We start from the raw sequence: 15,234 nt of genomic DNA, 5'->3' as shown, positions 1-15,234 counted from the left end.
GTCAACTATCAATCAGTACATTTTATTGACTAAAACCTTTTAATTATGGCGATTATTGTCCAACATTTGAACACAGGTAACGAATATATATTTCTAGGAGTTAGTGGGTGTGAAAGTAAGAATATTTTACCCACCAAAATGTTAGGAGATTTCTTCGCAACCGAGACTCCAGATAAATCGCGATCGGTGACGGTTTGTGATGATCAAGGCCGGATTCTTTGGTTTCCTGTCACAGAAATGATTGTGGTGGAGGTAGATGGTCAAAAACCCGAAGAATTATTACCAGAAATTATCGCTCCCGAACCAGTTCCTTTACAATTAGATAAAGAGAATCAAACTCAGTCCACAGAAAATCAAGGAAACATCGATGAATTTGCAGAAGATGACGATTGGATCTAGAATTAAATACCTAATTTTAGCGGGAATAATTGCCCTATTTACTATTGGCTTTAACTCCCTCTATTCGGTTTCTCAAAACTCGATCGCTTCCTTCCCTGTTGCCGAAGTTCAACCCCAATATCTTAACGATTGGACACCAGAATTAGAGGCAGAATTTCAACAAAGGGCAAAGCAAGTTATTAACCATTTTGCTAGGGCAGAAAGTTATGGCAATTTGTGGGGAGAAAACGAGAAAAAATCCTATCCTATGGCCATGTTTGATTTCTTGGCAGGAAACCAGCAAAAAGCCCTAGATTTCCTGCAGCAGGATGACCCACAAACACAAGAACAGGCCCACACTAATTATATAGATTATTATTTTTCTTTTACCCTGAAAGGACAAATTAGAAAATATTTTCTTCTCGGAAAATATCTCGATCCAGTTTATCGTCAGAGAATGTATAATTCGGCGAAAATTTGGACAGAAACCGACCCTTTACAACGACCCCATCCTATCCACGGTATTGGCCAAGGAACGGGTAATGATTGGAGTATGACAAGACGGGGTTTATGGGTAGATAGCCGCAATACTGATAACCTACGGGCAATGCGCGAAACATCGGTTTATCTGATGGCCGAAGAAACCGGAAATGAGTCAACTCGTCAAATTTATAAAAGCAAAATTAAGCGTTATGTTTCGGCTTTATATAACATCGGTATGGGAGAATGGGATTCAGAAGTTTATCAAGGTCATACCTTTGCTGCCTATCTCAATCTCTACGATTTTTCTCAAGATACGGAAGTTAAACAATGGGCAAAAATGGCCTTAGATTGGTTATCCATGGCCGCTAGTGTTAAATATTATCGGGGTGGTTGGGGTGGCCCTGTAAAACGTGATTATGGTGATGGCCATGGCGTAATGCGATCACACGCAGGTCGCACTTTTTGGTTATACTTTGGTGATACTCCCGTCGCCAATAATCGTCCAGAATTGGACTCTCTTTATCTAATTACCAGTCGTTATCGTCCTCCTTTAGCAGTGATGGAATTAGCCCGAAAAAACTTTAATAAACCGGTAGAAATTCTCGCCAGTAAACCCCTATATGAAAACTGGAAACCGGGCAATAATCAGAGTCCGGGTTATTGGGAAACTCAATTTATTGGGGCTAGTTATCAAATGGGTAGTCTGGCGGGAACTTTCCCCGATGGCGATGTGGCTCCGTTTAAATTAATGGCCTTTAATCAACACAAAGGTGTGGATTTTTTTGTGGCTAACACTGGCAAAAATGGCGTAAAACCGGGCAAAAATCCTGGGGATGAAATCGGACAATATCGTAATCTTTTAATCTGGTTACGACCAGCAGACCAAGCTTTTTTCTGGCAATTACCGAAAACTGCCAAGGTAGAAAAAGATGATAATATCTGGTTTATTCAATTAGAAAAAACTTGGTTAGCCCTGAGATTAATAAATCTTTCTTCTCCTGAAATGATCGAGATTCCTAATTCCCCTTATCCCGATGATAATACCTACCAAGCTTTACCCACAGGTAACAATTATGCGGGTTTTGCTCTGGAAGTGGGGGAAGCGGCAACCCAGGGTAGTTATGAGAATTTCAAGAGCATATTTAAGCAAAAAAGTCAAGTAAATTTAACTCAAATTAAGCAAGGCAGGGTTTTATTTAAAGGCAGTCAAGGGCAGAGTTTACAATTTACCTATAATCAAATCAATCTACTGCCGATGTTAATTCGTAACGGTCAAAAGCACGATTGGTCAAAAAATTTCGCCCTTTATAACAGTTTAAGTCGAGATAACTCTCCCGTTTCTTTAGGATGGAAAGAGGGCAAATTAACCGTCAAAGCAGGGAAATATCAATTTTCTAATGCTTTGATTCTGTCTTCTCCTTAAGCTTAGATATTCTGCACTATTTATGATGATTGATCAGACCATTTGCGCTTGATTTAATAACTCTTGCAATTCTTCTCCTTCGATTACTTCCGTGGTCAGAAGATTAGCGGTAATCGACTCTAATAAATTGCGGTTGTAACTAAGAATTGCTAGGGCTTTTTGGTAACTAGCATCGATAATTTGTTTAACCTCTTCATCGATCGCTTTCGCCGTATTTTCCCCGATCGAACGCCGAGGACTACCCTGATTATTACCTAAAAAATTAGCCTGTCCCGTTTTATCGTAGGCTAGGGGACCCAGGGATTTACTCATACCATAAATTGTCACCATTCTTTCCGCAATATCCGTCGCCCTTTGTAAATCATCGGAAGCGCCATTAGTAACACTGCCAAAGATTAATTCTTCGGCTGCCCGACCGCCCAATAACATAGTAATTTGTTCTTTAAATTCGGTTTCTGTCATCAAAAAACGGTCTTCCGTGGGAATTTTCAGGGTATAACCCAAAGCGGATAAACCCCGGGGAACGATCGAAATTTTCTCGACGCGACCACCTCCCGGCATAACAGCACCAACTAAAGCATGGCCGACCTCGTGATAAGCGACGATTTTCTTTTCTTTTTCCGATAAAACCCGACTTTTCTTTTCTAAACCAGCGATAACTCTTTCTATCGCCTCTTTAAAGTCGATTTGACTGACTTTTTCCCGATTATTACGGGCAGCCAAGAGAGCAGCCTCATTGACGAGGTTGGCTAAATCGGCACCGGCAAAACCGGGGGTTTGGGTGGCGATCGCTTTGAGGTTAACATCTTCACCCATCTGGACTCGTTGGGCGTATATTTCCAAAATTGCCAATCTTCCCGCTAAATCGGGACGATCCACCAAAACTTGGCGATCAAAGCGCCCCGGACGCAATAAAGCGGCATCAAGAGTCTCTGGGCGATTGGTGGCGGCTAAAACGATGACGACGGCTTCTTTGGGGCTAAAACCGTCCATTTCTGTCAAAAGTTGGTTTAAAGTCTGCTCGCGCTCATCATTACTGCCGCTAGTTCCCGATCCCGAACTTCTTGATTTACCGATCGCGTCCAATTCATCAATAAAAATGATGCTAGGGGCATTTTTCTTCGCTTGGGCAAATAGATCCCGCACCCGGGCTGCCCCGGTCCCGACAAATAATTCCACGAATTCCGAGGCCGAAATGCTAAAAAACGTCACTCCCGCTTCCCCCGCGACCGCTTTTGCTAAGAGGGTTTTTCCCGTCCCAGGCGGTCCGACTAAGAGAACACCCTTAGGAATACGCGCCCCAATTTTATTAAAGCGCTCGGCATCCTTGAGAAATTCGACGATTTCCTTTAACTCGGTTTTTGCTTCCTCGGCCCCGGCCACATCACTGAAAGTAATCGGATATTTTTCGCCGTCTCCGTAAACTTTAGCGAGATTTTTATTAAAAAGCAGCGATTTACGCGTGTCATCGTTGCGATAGAACAGAAACTGCATGGCGGCGACTAAAATTAAGGGGGGAACCACCCAAGCGAGGAGAGTGGTGATCCAACTGTTTTCGACCACGGGAATCGCCTCGAAGATTACGCCTTTTTGCTGTAATAGTTGGGGTAATTGGGGGTTATCGACTGGAATCGTGGCCAATACTCGTCCGGGGGCTAGATTACTGCTTGGTTTGCTGGCCAGAGAACTAGAATCACCGCGAAAGGGATTACTTGATCCCGGTGGATTAAGGGGGGGATTACCCAGAATAGGCAGGGATTCTAAAGGATTTTTTAATTGATACAAGATGACTTGATTGCCAATTCTGACCCTACTGATGTCGCCCCGTTCCACTTTACTGATAAACTCGCTGTAGGGTTCGAGGGGAATATTGGATAATTCTGAGGGACGAGGGATAAGAAAATAGCCTAAAGCGGCAACACCAGAACAAATGATCAGGATTTTGCCTAACAGAGGCAAACGCGACCAGGAAAATTGATTATCTTCTTGATTAGTCATAATTTTTAGGGTGGGTCAGAGTGAAAATGCAAAGTTTATACTAACAATTCCCTATCTCGATCGCCTTACCGATGGGATAGGATAGAGGATGGAATACTTGGTAGCGAGCGAGCGACAAACGAGAGAAATCCCATGAATTTAGTTAGCTTAGAGAACTTTCTCGATAACACTTCTTTTTTAGTCCTGTTTTTAACTATGCTGGTTTATTGGGCCGGGGCAGCCTTTCCCAGCATACCTTTGTTGCCGGGCCTGGGCAGCACGGGAGTGGCCATCGCTAACCTCTGTATCGCCGCTTTATTGGGAGCGCGTTGGTTAGAAGCGGGTTATTTCCCCATTAGCAATCTTTACGAATCTTTATTCTTTCTCGCTTGGGGTGTAACTGCGGTTCATTTAATTGCTGAGTACACTAGCCGCAGTCGCCTGGTGGGGGTGGTGACGACTCCTGTAGCCATGGGGATTACCGCTTTTGCCACTTTGTCCTTACCAGGAGAAATGCAAACTTCGGCGCCCTTGGTTCCGGCTTTAAAATCGAATTGGTTGATGATGCACGTTAGCGTCATGATGTTAAGTTATGCTGCTTTGATGGTGGGTTCCCTGATGGCGATCGCTTTTCTGATCGTCACTAGAGGTCAAAATATCGAGTTAAAAGGCAGTTCCGTGGGTACGGGGGCCTATCGTCTGCAAAATAAGTCATCTACCACTCTTTCCGCGCCAGTTTTCATGGAAACGGCTAACGGTGGCACAACCGCCCTTTTAACTCCCACCTTAACAGCGATGGCGACTCTTTCGCCCCAACGTCTTAGCTTGGCGGAAACCCTCGATAATATCAGTTATCGGGTCATTGGTCTTGGTTTTCCCCTTCTCACTATCGGTATCATCGCCGGAGCGGTTTGGGCCAATGAAGCTTGGGGTTCCTATTGGAGTTGGGATCCGAAAGAAACTTGGGCTCTAATCACTTGGTTAGTGTTTGCCGCTTATCTCCATGCCCGCATTACCCGGGGATGGCAGGGAAGAAAACCAGCTATTCTAGCAGCGAGTGGTTTTGTTGTGGTTTGGGTATGTTATTTAGGGGTGAATCTTTTAGGTAAAGGTCTTCATTCCTACGGCTGGTTTTTCTAAATCAGTTATAGGGGTGGGTTGTAGGGTGTGGGGTGTGGGGTGTGGGGAGTTTTCTCAGTGAACTGATAACTGATAACTGATAACTGATAACTTTCTCCTAACCCCACCAACAAACTTTTTGCCGCAAACCATAAATAATTACAACTTTTCAAAAATTATAAAAAATGATCTATCAGAAAACTACTATTAAAAATCTGGCTTTAATTGCCGGTGTGCATGGCAATGAACTAACTCCCGCTTATTTGGTTAAATACCTACAAAAGTCCCCTAATCTTATTGCTCGCAGCAGTTTTCAATCCCACAGTCTCATCGCTAATCCCTTAGCCCTAAAGCAACGGGTTAGATATATCGATACGGATTTAAATCGTTGTTTTAACCAGAAAGATTTAGTTAATCCCGATTATCAGCAATACGAACAAAAACGAGCTAAAAAAATAGTCAAAGAAATCCGAGAAAAATCCATTGATTTATTAATCGATATTCACAGCACCACATCTAACATGATGCTGGCGATTATTTATTCTAATCCCCATCCTTGGCTATTAAAACTATTTACCTATCTGACTAAAATTAATCCTGAGGTGCGCTTAATTTATCATCCCGTCAGCGAGGAAGAAAATCATTTTCTGAAAGGAATTTGTCCCCTAGCTTTTACCCTCGAAATCGGTCCAATTAACCATGGTGTCATCTGTCCCTATCTTTTTCGTCAAACCGAAACACTCATTTATCAAATCCTAGACTACATCGAACAGGAAAATTATCTCGCTGCCCATCTCGATACTTTCAGCGAATCTCTAACAGTTTACCAACGTTTAGGCTCGATCGATTATCCTAGGGATGAACAGGGTGAAATTAAAGCTATGTTACATCCTCAGATTCTCCAACGAGATTATCAGGCAATTCAACCCAATCAACCGATTTTTCTAGGATTTGATGGCCAGGAAATTATCTATCGTGGTGAATCTGAATTATATCCTATCTTTGTCGGAGAATCTTCCTATAAAGAAAAAGGAATCGCCCTTTGTTGGACAGCCAAAAAACAAATTGATATTAATTAGGGTTTGCGGCAAAAAGTTTGTTGGTGGGGTTAGGAGTCAGTAGCCAGTCGTCAGTAGCCGGTCGTCAGGAGTCAGGAGATAGGGGTTTAGGGGTTTAGGGGTTTAGGGTGTTAGGGTTTTAGTTGAAATTCCCCCACTTCTCCACTTCCCCACTTCCCCACACCCCACACCCTGTCCCCAGGAAAAACTTTTTCAGCAGACCCTAAATAAGGGAAAAGCCACTATGACCTTTACTTCTCATTCTCTTTTAGCTGAACGTTACCGACTACAACAACGCCTGGGAAATACCGCTATCGGTCGTCAAACTTGGTTAGCTACCGATATATTATCCCAGGAATCGGTAATTATTAAACTCCTCGCTTTTAGTCCCCAGATGGAGTGGGAAGAATTAAAATTATTTGAACGGGAGGCAGCCGTCTTAGCTTCTCTCTATCATCCCCGTATTCCCCGCTATCGCGATTATTTTTCCCTCGATAAAAATCAAGGTGACGGGATTCCTTGGTTTGTACTTGTACAAGATTATATACCGGGAGAATCCTTAAGCGATCGCTTAGAAAGGGGGCAACGTTTCACCGCTACGGTAATTCGGAATATTGCCCAAGAAGTTCTCGAAATTCTCATTTATTTGCATGAATTATCGCCCCCAGTATTACATCGAGATATTAAACCTAGTAATTTAATTATTAACTCGGAAAATAACGTTTATTTAGTGGATTTTGGCGCAGTCCAGTCCAGAGGTGCAGTGACGGGAGTTACTTTTACTGTGGTGGGAACGAGTGGTTATGCACCCCTAGAACAATTTTGGGGCCGGGCGGTTCCCAGTTCTGATTTATATGCTTTAGGTATGACTTTAATTCATTTATTGACGGGAATTGTGCCGATAGAACTGCCCCACCGCGACTCTAAAATTCAATTTCGCCAACTGGTGACAATCGATGATGATTTAATCGATTGGTTAGAAACTATGACCGATATGGCAGTAGAAAAGCGGTTTAAAAGTGCCAGAGAAGCCCTGAAATTTCTCCAACATCCCTCCTATCGTCAAGTATCAAGTTTAATCGATCCTAAGAAATTACCAAAACCTCCCCACAGTTCCATCCGCATCGCTAAACATAGGGATAATTTAGAGATTAATTTACCCCCAAAAATTAAGCTACCTTCCGATGCGCCTACCCTCTGCTCTTTGGCGATTGTCCTTACTGTCACTATCTTTATCTCCCCGATTCTTACCTTTATTATAGCTCTGATTAGTTTTATTTGTTTGCGGGAGATGCAATTAATTCTTACCCCTCAAGAAGTTTTAATTAAATATAAACTTTTCAATTTTATCTACAAAAAATTTGCTTTTAAAACTCAAGATTTATGGGGTATTTTTCTCCATAGCAATGGCACAGAAGGTAACTATCAGATTCGTCTGCGGACGGCTAAAAATTATTATCTTATCGGCCAGAATCTCCGCGAGGATGAATGTCTCTGGTTAGGACAGGAAATCCAAGATTGGTTAAATTTTATCAGATATAACGTTTCTCATCAAGAGGAAGTGTAACCTGACAATGTATTATCAACCGTCTCCCAAAAACGAAAACCTTGTACCTCATCTCAAGAAATCTTGGGAATTAGTCGGTAGGCATTTTCCCTTTTTTAACCTTAATCTTGCAGAGATTACCCTATCTTGATAAAATAATAGCTGATTTACATTCCCTCAGCTAGAAGACGGCAATTATTAAATCGGATTAGGAATTGTAAAAAATCAGCCATGAAATGTTAGTTATTAGTGGAGAATAAAAAATGATATCTGAAATTTACCAAAAAGTCAGCTTGTTAGTTTTGTATCAAGGGGTTTTTAATAATGCTATTGGCCAGGCATTTATTACCCTATTATCTACGGATAATATCGCCGATTTTCTTAAAGCATATGGTCAATGGTTTCAAGCTTTAGCATCTAAAAATATTAGTTGGAATGATTTTCTAGTCGAACAAATTTTATTAGATGACAATCCCTTTAGTCAACAGGTACAGAAAAAAAGTGTTTGGGAGTTACCCGAATCTTTAATTAATGGCGTGAAACAGGATTTATCTATCCTCCAATCTCTCTATAATTCTAGCATTTATAGCCTCAGCAATTCGACAATTTTTGAGCGAATTAAATTTCTCAGTTTCCCCGCTTGGGAAGTGGACAATAAATTAGAAAGTTTTCTACATTCGGGTTTAGATTGGACGGAATTAGTGGAAGATTTAGCCGATTATTATCGCGAATGTGGTACAGGAATTTTTGCCCGTTATCAAGCTTTAAGGTGGCAAGAAGGCCGATTACAAGGGATTACTCATCCCGATCCCGTGCAGATTCAAGAAATAGTCGGTTATGAAATGCCCAAGGAAACCTTGATTAAAAACACTGAGTTTTTATTAGCAGGTTATCCCGCTTTAAATGTCCTACTCTATGGCAGTCGTGGTTCGGGAAAATCCTCTCTAGTCAAGGGATTATTGCAAAAATACCATAGTCAAGGATTGCGATTAATTGAAGTGGCCAAATCCCAATTAAAAGACCTACCATTAATTATTGAAATTCTGCGAGATTTACCGCAGAAATTTATTATCTTTGTCGATGATTTATCCTTTGAAGAAGATGATGAAGCTTTTAAAGCTTTAAAGGTTGTTTTAGAGGGAAGTGTCACCGCTAGACCGAAAAATGTCGTAGTTTATGCCACTTCTAATCGCCGACATTTAGTCAGAGAATTTTTCGCCGATCGACCACAACCAAAAGATGGGGATGAAGTGCATAATTGGGACACAGTACAAGAAAAATTATCCTTTAGTGATCGCTTTGGTTTAACCCTAACTTTTGAACCAGCTAATCAAGAAAAGTATTTGAAAATAGTGCGTCATTTAGCCAGTGTAGCTAAATTAAAAATTAGCTTAGAAGACTTAGAATTTCGTGCCAAACAATGGGCAACCCAACATAATGGGCGATCAGGAAGAACTGCCAGACAATTTGTTGATTTTCTCCAAGGGGAATTAGAATTAAATAGGTAGTATTAATTGTGTTATGATTAAATAAAAGAATATCTAATCTAGAAAAATGTTGACTTCATCTCCTCCCAAAACCCTCAGCTTAGAAGAATATCGTAATTTAGAAACTAGCGCAGAAACTAAACACGAATATCACGACGGGGAAATTATCGATATGACAGGGGGAACCATCAATCATAATAGTATTCTCATTAATCTTATTGTCCTGCTAAAATTAGCTTTAGGAGGAACTAATTACCGTCTTCAATCTAGCGATCTACGTCTATGGATACCCCAATATAATCGCGGTTTATACCCAGATTTAATGATCATTGCTGGGGAACCATTATTTAGTGATAATCGCAACGATGAAATTTTAAATCCCTGTGTAATTATCGAAGTTTTATCCCCTTCCACCTCTAGTTATGATCGGGGTGATAAATTTCGTTATTATCGTTCTATACCCCAATTAAACCAATATCTTCTCGTCAGTCAATCGGAGATACTAATAGAATCCTATAGCAAAACCTCAGAAAATAATTGGTTACTGCAAGAATACACCCCAGCAAGGGGAATTATATCCCTAGATTCTTTAGGAATTAGCTTAAATCTTGTCGATATTTACGAAGGAATTAATTTTAATTGAAGAATAATTGATGAATGATAACCCTTTTTTCTGTGATCTAGGTTATAATCGGGAGGATTAAAAATTCTGTGACAGAGAAAATGCTAACTCGATCTCCTACCGAAACTCTCAGCTTAGAAGAATATCGTAATTTAGAAGCTAGAGCGGAAACTAAACACGAATATCACGACGGGGAAATTATCGATATGACAGGGGGAAGCATCAATCATAATCGACTGGTACGCAATTTAATTCGCTTGTTAGATAATGCTTTAAGGAAAACTATTTATGAAGTCTTTCCCAGTGATTTGCGTCTATGGATACCCCAATATAATCGCGGTTTATACCCAGATTTAATGATCATTGCTGGGGAACCATTATTTAGTGATAATCGCAACGATGAAATTTTAAATCCCTGTGTAATTATCGAAGTTTTATCCCCTTCCACCTCTAGTTATGATCGGGGTGATAAATTTCGTTATTATCGTTCTATACCCCAATTAAACCAATATCTTCTCGTCAGTCAAGAGGAGATACTAATAGAATCCTATAGCAAAACCTCGGAAAATAATTGGTTACTGCAAGAATACACCCCAGCAAGGGGAATTATATCCCTAGATTCTTTAGGAATTAGCTTAAATCTTGTCGATATTTACGAAGGAGTTGATTTTAATCTCAAATCCTAACTTTAGCTATCTTTTAAGAAGACGTACTAAAAACAATTTTACCATCTTTTACCGCTACTAAACGCAAAGTTAAAGGTCCAGATGTATTAGTTTTACTAGCAGCAACTGCCTCAAGTGTCTCGATAGAATTACCCGACTTTTTCACTTGACCAATAAAGTTAACTACCGTAGTTAATAAACCATCTTCTACTTGAATTGACCCTAAAACTCCCGCACTTCTAGCGCGAAATTGAGCCGAAGCTAAGAGTAAATCTAATCGCTTTTGTAGGTCTTCTTCTGTCATATTTTGGGGATCAATAGAAACGGTAGCGATCACCTGTTTCTCCTCAAAAACTCTTTGATTGGGAACCACATCAGCAAAGACACGAATCTCGCTTTCTCCTAAGACATAATTACCTGCGGAAAGGATTCTCACCACATATTCTTTACCGTCCTGTAATTGTTGACTTAACTGTTCTACCTGTGCTTTTGTGATCTTAACTAAACGCTGGTCAAAATTAGGCTGATTCGGTTGGGTGGCACGGATAGCATTTATATTCGCTTCCCGCAATAACTTATCAATAACAGCGACAATAGCTTGGGGATCGACAATACGAAAAGCTCCAAAAGATAACACCTGTCCCCGGAAAATAGCGATTTGTTTTTCCCGCAATTCTTGATAGGTTTGATAGTATTGTTCTAAAACTTCCACTTCCCGCTTAAGAAAAGCCATTTGGGTTTCTAAATCTTTTAATTTTCCCTCGCGCTGTTCCAAAGCAAAATTTTTATCCACAATCGATCGATCGAGTTCTCCAATACGTTGATCCCGGCGATCAATTTCTAGCTGTAGGGTTTTTTGTTGAGTTTCCAACTGTTGAAGTCGCGCTTGTCTGGTTGTTAATAACTTTTGTTGATTAGCTAACTCTTTATCTCTAACTTGAACGGTGGTTTGTAGTTGATTTATCTGACTAGAAAGAATTGATTTTTGTTGGGACAATTGATCCCGTTGACTGCTTAACTGTGCCTTTTGATTAGTTAAAATAACTCGTTCATTATTTAAATTAGCCACTTCCTTGCGAAACTTTTCCAACTGTCCCGAAACTAATCGCAAACGTTGACGAGAAGCTTGATAATTTTTATTAAGAACCTCTAGACGTTTCTGCACAGCTATCTGTTCACTTTTAGCCGTTTTTAAAGCCTTTTCCACTCGATTTTTTTGTTCGGTGGTTTTTCTTACCTGACTTTCTAAATCTTTGATAGCGGCACGACGTTCATTTAAGAGACGATCCAGTTCAAAAACCCCTTGACGCAGGGATTTACTAGAAGCAAATAAGACAATTAAAGTCGAACCGGCGATCAAAATTCCCGTTACAATCGTCATCAAAGTTGCGGTTTGTTTCGGACGCAGATTAAATAAACGCATCCTTTTCTTACCGATACGGCTACCTATACGATCGCCAATCGCCGCTATCAGACCACCTAAAACCACGATGGCCAAAACTAAAATATAAGCGCTAGTCATCCAGAATTTTAAGTAAATTGTTGACTGAGAGCGACGGGATTATGGACGGTAATTTTCTTCTTGTAAATTGAGACCATTTCTTGATCCCGCAGCTCTCCCAATAAACGGGTGACAGTGACGCGGGTAGAACCGATCGCTTCTGCGATCGCTTGGTGAGACAATTTTAGATCCACCCGGATGCCATCGGTGGTGGGAACCCCAAAATCACGACAGAGAATTAACAAAAAACTGACCAAACGTGAACCCATATCCCGGTGAGCTAAGGTTTCGATCATCATTTCCGTTTGCAGAATCCGCGAGGACAAACCCTGCAGCATCAACATTGATAAATCGGGATTATTGCGGAGGGATCTTTCTACCTGCTCGATCGGGGCCGAGAGTAATTCTACCGGAGTAAAAGCCACGGCATGATAAAAACGATCCGATCGCTGACCAGTGAGTAAGGATAGCACACCAAAGACGCTATTTTCCCGCAGTAGAGCCACGGTAATTTCTTCTCCCGCTTCATAGACTCGCGACAACTTAACGGCTCCTTTCAGCAAAAAATAGACTCTTTCAGCGGGATCTCCCGGGAAAAAGATCGTTTTGCCACGCTCGAACAACTCCACCACCGGGGGGAAATTGCCGCTGCCGATTCGACGGAACACATCTGCTAGGGGTTTATCTTGTATTAATGATAAGTCCATCTCACATCCAAAAAAGGGGAAAATTGTTTTTATTATCCAACGAGTGTCACCTCTATTAAACACAACCGCTCGCTAAACTGGGAAAAGTTTTGGGCGCTTTTTGCCAGACAATGGGGGAGGGGTGATCATTGCTGCCCCGTTATCTGTATCCCTATTATACCGAATCTCGCTGGGGTCGGCTATTGGGGAGATTTTTGTAAGAGAAACGAGAACTATGTTAGATTTAACGGGAAAAAACGCCCTAGTGACAGGAATTGCCAATAATCGCTCGATCGCTTGGGGAATTGCTCAACAACTCCATCAAGCTGGTGCAAATATCGGTGTCACCTATCTCCCCGACGAAAAAGGCCGTTTTGAAAAAAAAGTGCGAGAATTGGCCGATGAACTTAATCCCGCTTTTTATGTCCCCTGCGATGTCCAAAATGACCAACAGGTAGAAGATACTTTCGCTACAGTGGCGGAAAAATGGGGTAAACTGGATATTTTGATTCACTGTCTCGCTTTTGCCGATAAAGAGGGTTTAACGGGCGATTTTACCGCCATTCCCCGGGAAGCTTTCACTAAATCCCTAGATATTAGCACTTTTTCCCTAACCCGTCTAGCGCGATCGGCTAAACCCTTGATGACGGAAGGGGGAAGTATTATCACTCTTACCTATCTCGGTGGTGTCAAGGTAATTCCTAACTATAATTTAATGGGGGTGGCAAAGGCCGGTTTAGAAATGAGTGTTCGCTATTTAGCTGCGGAATTAGGTGGCCAAAAGATCCGAGTCAATGGTATTTCTGCCGGTCCAATTCGCACCTTAGCATCTTCGGCCGTGGGGGGAATTCTTGATATGATCCATCATGTGGAAGAAATCGCTCCTTTACATCGCACCGTGACACAAATTGAGGTAGGAAATACGGCCGCTTTTTTAGCCAGTGATCTTTCTAGTGGTATTACCGGTCAGATTATTTATGTAGATTCCGGTTACGAAATTATGGGAATGTAGTTTTATTCAGTTATTAGTTATTAGTTATTAGTGTCACGGGGTTCTGAAGGGGGATTTTTGACTTCTTTGGGGTTAATTGTGATCGGTCTGAAGGTTCATTTAATTTTTTCACAATTTATTCCCTATTTTCAAACAATTTCTCAATGATGCTTTTCATTTTTGCATTGGTGAAGGGATTGGGGAAGATTCGGCGAATCTCAGGATAGGCGATTAAAATGCGTCTTAGCCTATTATTTGTGTTAATCTCATCTTTACAGACCAAAACCCTAAATCGTCTAAGAAGACAATGGCCGCCAATTCTCGGAATAAATCGCCCGTTTTTCTCGGCTGTTCTGGCAGAATCGCTATTTTTTGCCTCTTGATGCTATTATCGGCGGCAATAGGCTGGTTAATCGGGAAACAGTGGGTTAAACACAGCAATCAACACGAAACCGTTAAACCCGTTTTTGCCACGGAGGAAAATAATTTTAATTCTGCCACAGATACGGCATGGCAACGGAAAACTGAGATGAGAAAGCGTCGTCTAGAGTTGGGAATTGATAGTCAGTTTTTTAAAAATCTCGTCAATGAATTGTTTAACCTCCGCTATGGGGATATCAAAGAGGAAAAACAGAAACAGGAACAGAGAGACATTCTAGGAGCAGAAGTACTCGATCGCTTAGAACGTCTCGATTCTGGCACTAGAGAAGCATTAGGTAGCTACAACGAGCAACAGCGAGAAAAATGGCGAGAACAAGTGAATCAACTACGCTTAAGCGGTAGAGTCTTTAATTTACTCACTGATACTGCCTTTTTTCAGTTATTTCCCGAATTGACAGAAAGACCAAGTTTTGATACAAGCCTGGGTCAACTATGGAGTGGTTTGGCCTGGAATCAGTTACAATCTTTACAGTCTGGCCTATCCTACCAAGCGATCGAAAGTTTAGACGCGGGGGGGGAGGAAGTTATCGAGGCAATTCTCAGCCAGGGACAAGGAAAAGCCTATGCAATAAAATTGCGTTCCAGTGATCGGTTAAACTTAAATTTAGAGGCGGAAGGCGAAGTTTTACTATCTTTCTACTCTCCCACGGGTAATATTACCCTTTTACATAAGTCTAGCGATCGGCAATGGTCTGGTCAATTACCCGAAGAGGGATTTTATGAATTAGTTATTCTCCCCCAGTCTTCTACCCCCGTCCACTTTCGCTTACAGTTAAAAGTAAGTCAATGAATTTAACCGTCAGGAGACAGGAGACAGGAGACAGGAGACAGGAGACAGGAGACAGGAGACAGGAGAC

At 41.4% G+C, this 15,234-nt stretch carries 13 protein-coding genes; 10 read left to right on the top strand and 3 right to left on the bottom strand.

Annotated elements, in window-relative coordinates; genetic code table 11:
• Window positions 1-45: 45 nt before the first annotated feature.
• Window positions 46-399, top strand: a complete 354-nt coding sequence (locus IQ224_RS06725) for a hypothetical protein (protein ID WP_002743615.1) — start codon at window positions 46-48, stop codon at window positions 397-399.
• Window positions 368-2,284 (top strand): hypothetical protein, encoded by a 1,917-nt coding sequence (locus IQ224_RS06720; protein ID WP_194032750.1) that lies wholly within the window; start codon window positions 368-370, stop codon window positions 2,282-2,284. Before IQ224_RS06725 ends, IQ224_RS06720 begins: the two co-directional genes overlap by 32 nt.
• Before the next feature lie 33 nt (window positions 2,285-2,317).
• Here IQ224_RS06720 and ftsH read toward each other — a convergent pair whose 3' ends face one another.
• Complete coding sequence (gene ftsH / locus IQ224_RS06715) at window positions 2,318-4,282, bottom strand: ATP-dependent zinc metalloprotease FtsH (protein ID WP_194032749.1); 1,965 nt, start codon at window positions 4,280-4,282, stop codon at window positions 2,318-2,320.
• A gap of 132 nt (window positions 4,283-4,414) precedes the next feature.
• Between ftsH and ccsB the strand changes: the two genes are divergently transcribed.
• The 6 genes from ccsB (at window position 4,415) to IQ224_RS06685 (ending at window position 10,779) form a co-directional block, all read left to right on the top strand.
• Window positions 4,415-5,401: a c-type cytochrome biogenesis protein CcsB gene (ccsB, locus tag IQ224_RS06710; protein ID WP_194032748.1), complete on the top strand. Its 987-nt coding sequence runs from the start codon at window positions 4,415-4,417 to the stop codon at window positions 5,399-5,401.
• 164 nt (window positions 5,402-5,565) lie between these two features.
• Window positions 5,566-6,459, top strand: coding sequence for an aspartoacylase (locus tag IQ224_RS06705; RefSeq protein WP_194032747.1), 894 nt, complete (start codon window positions 5,566-5,568; stop codon window positions 6,457-6,459).
• Between the two features lie 223 nt (window positions 6,460-6,682).
• Window positions 6,683-8,005: a serine/threonine-protein kinase gene (locus IQ224_RS06700; RefSeq protein WP_194032746.1), complete on the top strand. Its 1,323-nt coding sequence runs from the start codon at window positions 6,683-6,685 to the stop codon at window positions 8,003-8,005.
• Between the two features lie 242 nt (window positions 8,006-8,247).
• Entirely contained in the window at window positions 8,248-9,492 is a 1,245-nt protein-coding gene (locus IQ224_RS06695) for an ATP-binding protein (protein ID WP_110578982.1), read from the top strand.
• Window positions 9,493-9,538: 46 nt separating this feature from the next.
• The gene (locus tag IQ224_RS06690) at window positions 9,539-10,114 is read left to right on the top strand and encodes a Uma2 family endonuclease (protein WP_194032745.1); all 576 of its coding nucleotides are present in this window, start codon (window positions 9,539-9,541) and stop codon (window positions 10,112-10,114) included.
• 80 nt (window positions 10,115-10,194) lie between these two features.
• A complete protein-coding gene (locus tag IQ224_RS06685; RefSeq protein ID WP_194032744.1) occupies window positions 10,195-10,779 on the top strand; it encodes a Uma2 family endonuclease in 585 nt (194 codons plus the stop codon).
• Window positions 10,780-10,792: 13 nt separating this feature from the next.
• On the opposite strand, the gene IQ224_RS06680 is transcribed toward IQ224_RS06685, so the two are convergent.
• Together IQ224_RS06680 and ntcA are read right to left on the bottom strand one after the other, a co-directional pair.
• Complete coding sequence (locus IQ224_RS06680) at window positions 10,793-12,280, bottom strand: DUF3084 domain-containing protein (RefSeq protein ID WP_002743595.1); 1,488 nt, start codon at window positions 12,278-12,280, stop codon at window positions 10,793-10,795.
• 8 nt (window positions 12,281-12,288) lie between these two features.
• Window positions 12,289-12,966: a global nitrogen regulator NtcA gene (gene ntcA / locus IQ224_RS06675; RefSeq protein WP_002750097.1), complete on the bottom strand. Its 678-nt coding sequence runs from the start codon at window positions 12,964-12,966 to the stop codon at window positions 12,289-12,291.
• A 214-nt stretch (window positions 12,967-13,180) separates the two neighbouring features.
• On the opposite strand from ntcA, the gene fabI reads away from it, so the two are divergent.
• Together fabI and IQ224_RS06665 are read left to right on the top strand one after the other, a co-directional pair.
• A complete protein-coding gene (gene fabI, locus IQ224_RS06670; RefSeq protein WP_002740281.1) occupies window positions 13,181-13,957 on the top strand; it encodes an enoyl-ACP reductase FabI in 777 nt (258 codons plus the stop codon).
• 286 nt (window positions 13,958-14,243) lie between these two features.
• Complete coding sequence (locus IQ224_RS06665) at window positions 14,244-15,167, top strand: serine/threonine protein kinase (RefSeq protein WP_194032743.1); 924 nt, start codon at window positions 14,244-14,246, stop codon at window positions 15,165-15,167.
• The last annotated feature ends 67 nt before the right edge of the window (window positions 15,168-15,234 follow it).

It is taken from the genome of Microcystis sp. LEGE 00066, from assembly GCF_015207925.1.
Classification (GTDB): Bacteria; Cyanobacteriota; Cyanobacteriia; order Cyanobacteriales; family Microcystaceae; genus Microcystis; species Microcystis ichthyoblabe_A.
This window is presented reverse-complemented; position numbering and strand designations above follow the sequence as displayed.

Bases quoted from the DNA above. Each gene is read 5' to 3' on its own strand.
- IQ224_RS06725 (WP_002743615.1), top strand. From the start codon at position 46: ATGGCGATTATTGTCCAACATTTGAACACAGGTAACGAATATATATTT.
- IQ224_RS06720 (WP_194032750.1), top strand. From the start codon at position 368: ATGAATTTGCAGAAGATGACGATTGGATCTAGAATTAAATACCTAATT.
- ftsH (WP_194032749.1), bottom strand. From the start codon at position 4,282: ATGACTAATCAAGAAGATAATCAATTTTCCTGGTCGCGTTTGCCTCTG.
- ccsB (WP_194032748.1), top strand. From the start codon at position 4,415: ATGAATTTAGTTAGCTTAGAGAACTTTCTCGATAACACTTCTTTTTTA.
- IQ224_RS06705 (WP_194032747.1), top strand. From the start codon at position 5,566: ATGATCTATCAGAAAACTACTATTAAAAATCTGGCTTTAATTGCCGGT.
- IQ224_RS06700 (WP_194032746.1), top strand. From the start codon at position 6,683: ATGACCTTTACTTCTCATTCTCTTTTAGCTGAACGTTACCGACTACAA.
- IQ224_RS06695 (WP_110578982.1), top strand. From the start codon at position 8,248: ATGATATCTGAAATTTACCAAAAAGTCAGCTTGTTAGTTTTGTATCAA.
- IQ224_RS06690 (WP_194032745.1), top strand. From the start codon at position 9,539: ATGTTGACTTCATCTCCTCCCAAAACCCTCAGCTTAGAAGAATATCGT.
- IQ224_RS06685 (WP_194032744.1), top strand. From the start codon at position 10,195: ATGCTAACTCGATCTCCTACCGAAACTCTCAGCTTAGAAGAATATCGT.
- IQ224_RS06680 (WP_002743595.1), bottom strand. From the start codon at position 12,280: ATGACTAGCGCTTATATTTTAGTTTTGGCCATCGTGGTTTTAGGTGGT.
- ntcA (WP_002750097.1), bottom strand. From the start codon at position 12,966: ATGGACTTATCATTAATACAAGATAAACCCCTAGCAGATGTGTTCCGT.
- fabI (WP_002740281.1), top strand. From the start codon at position 13,181: ATGTTAGATTTAACGGGAAAAAACGCCCTAGTGACAGGAATTGCCAAT.
- IQ224_RS06665 (WP_194032743.1), top strand. From the start codon at position 14,244: ATGGCCGCCAATTCTCGGAATAAATCGCCCGTTTTTCTCGGCTGTTCT.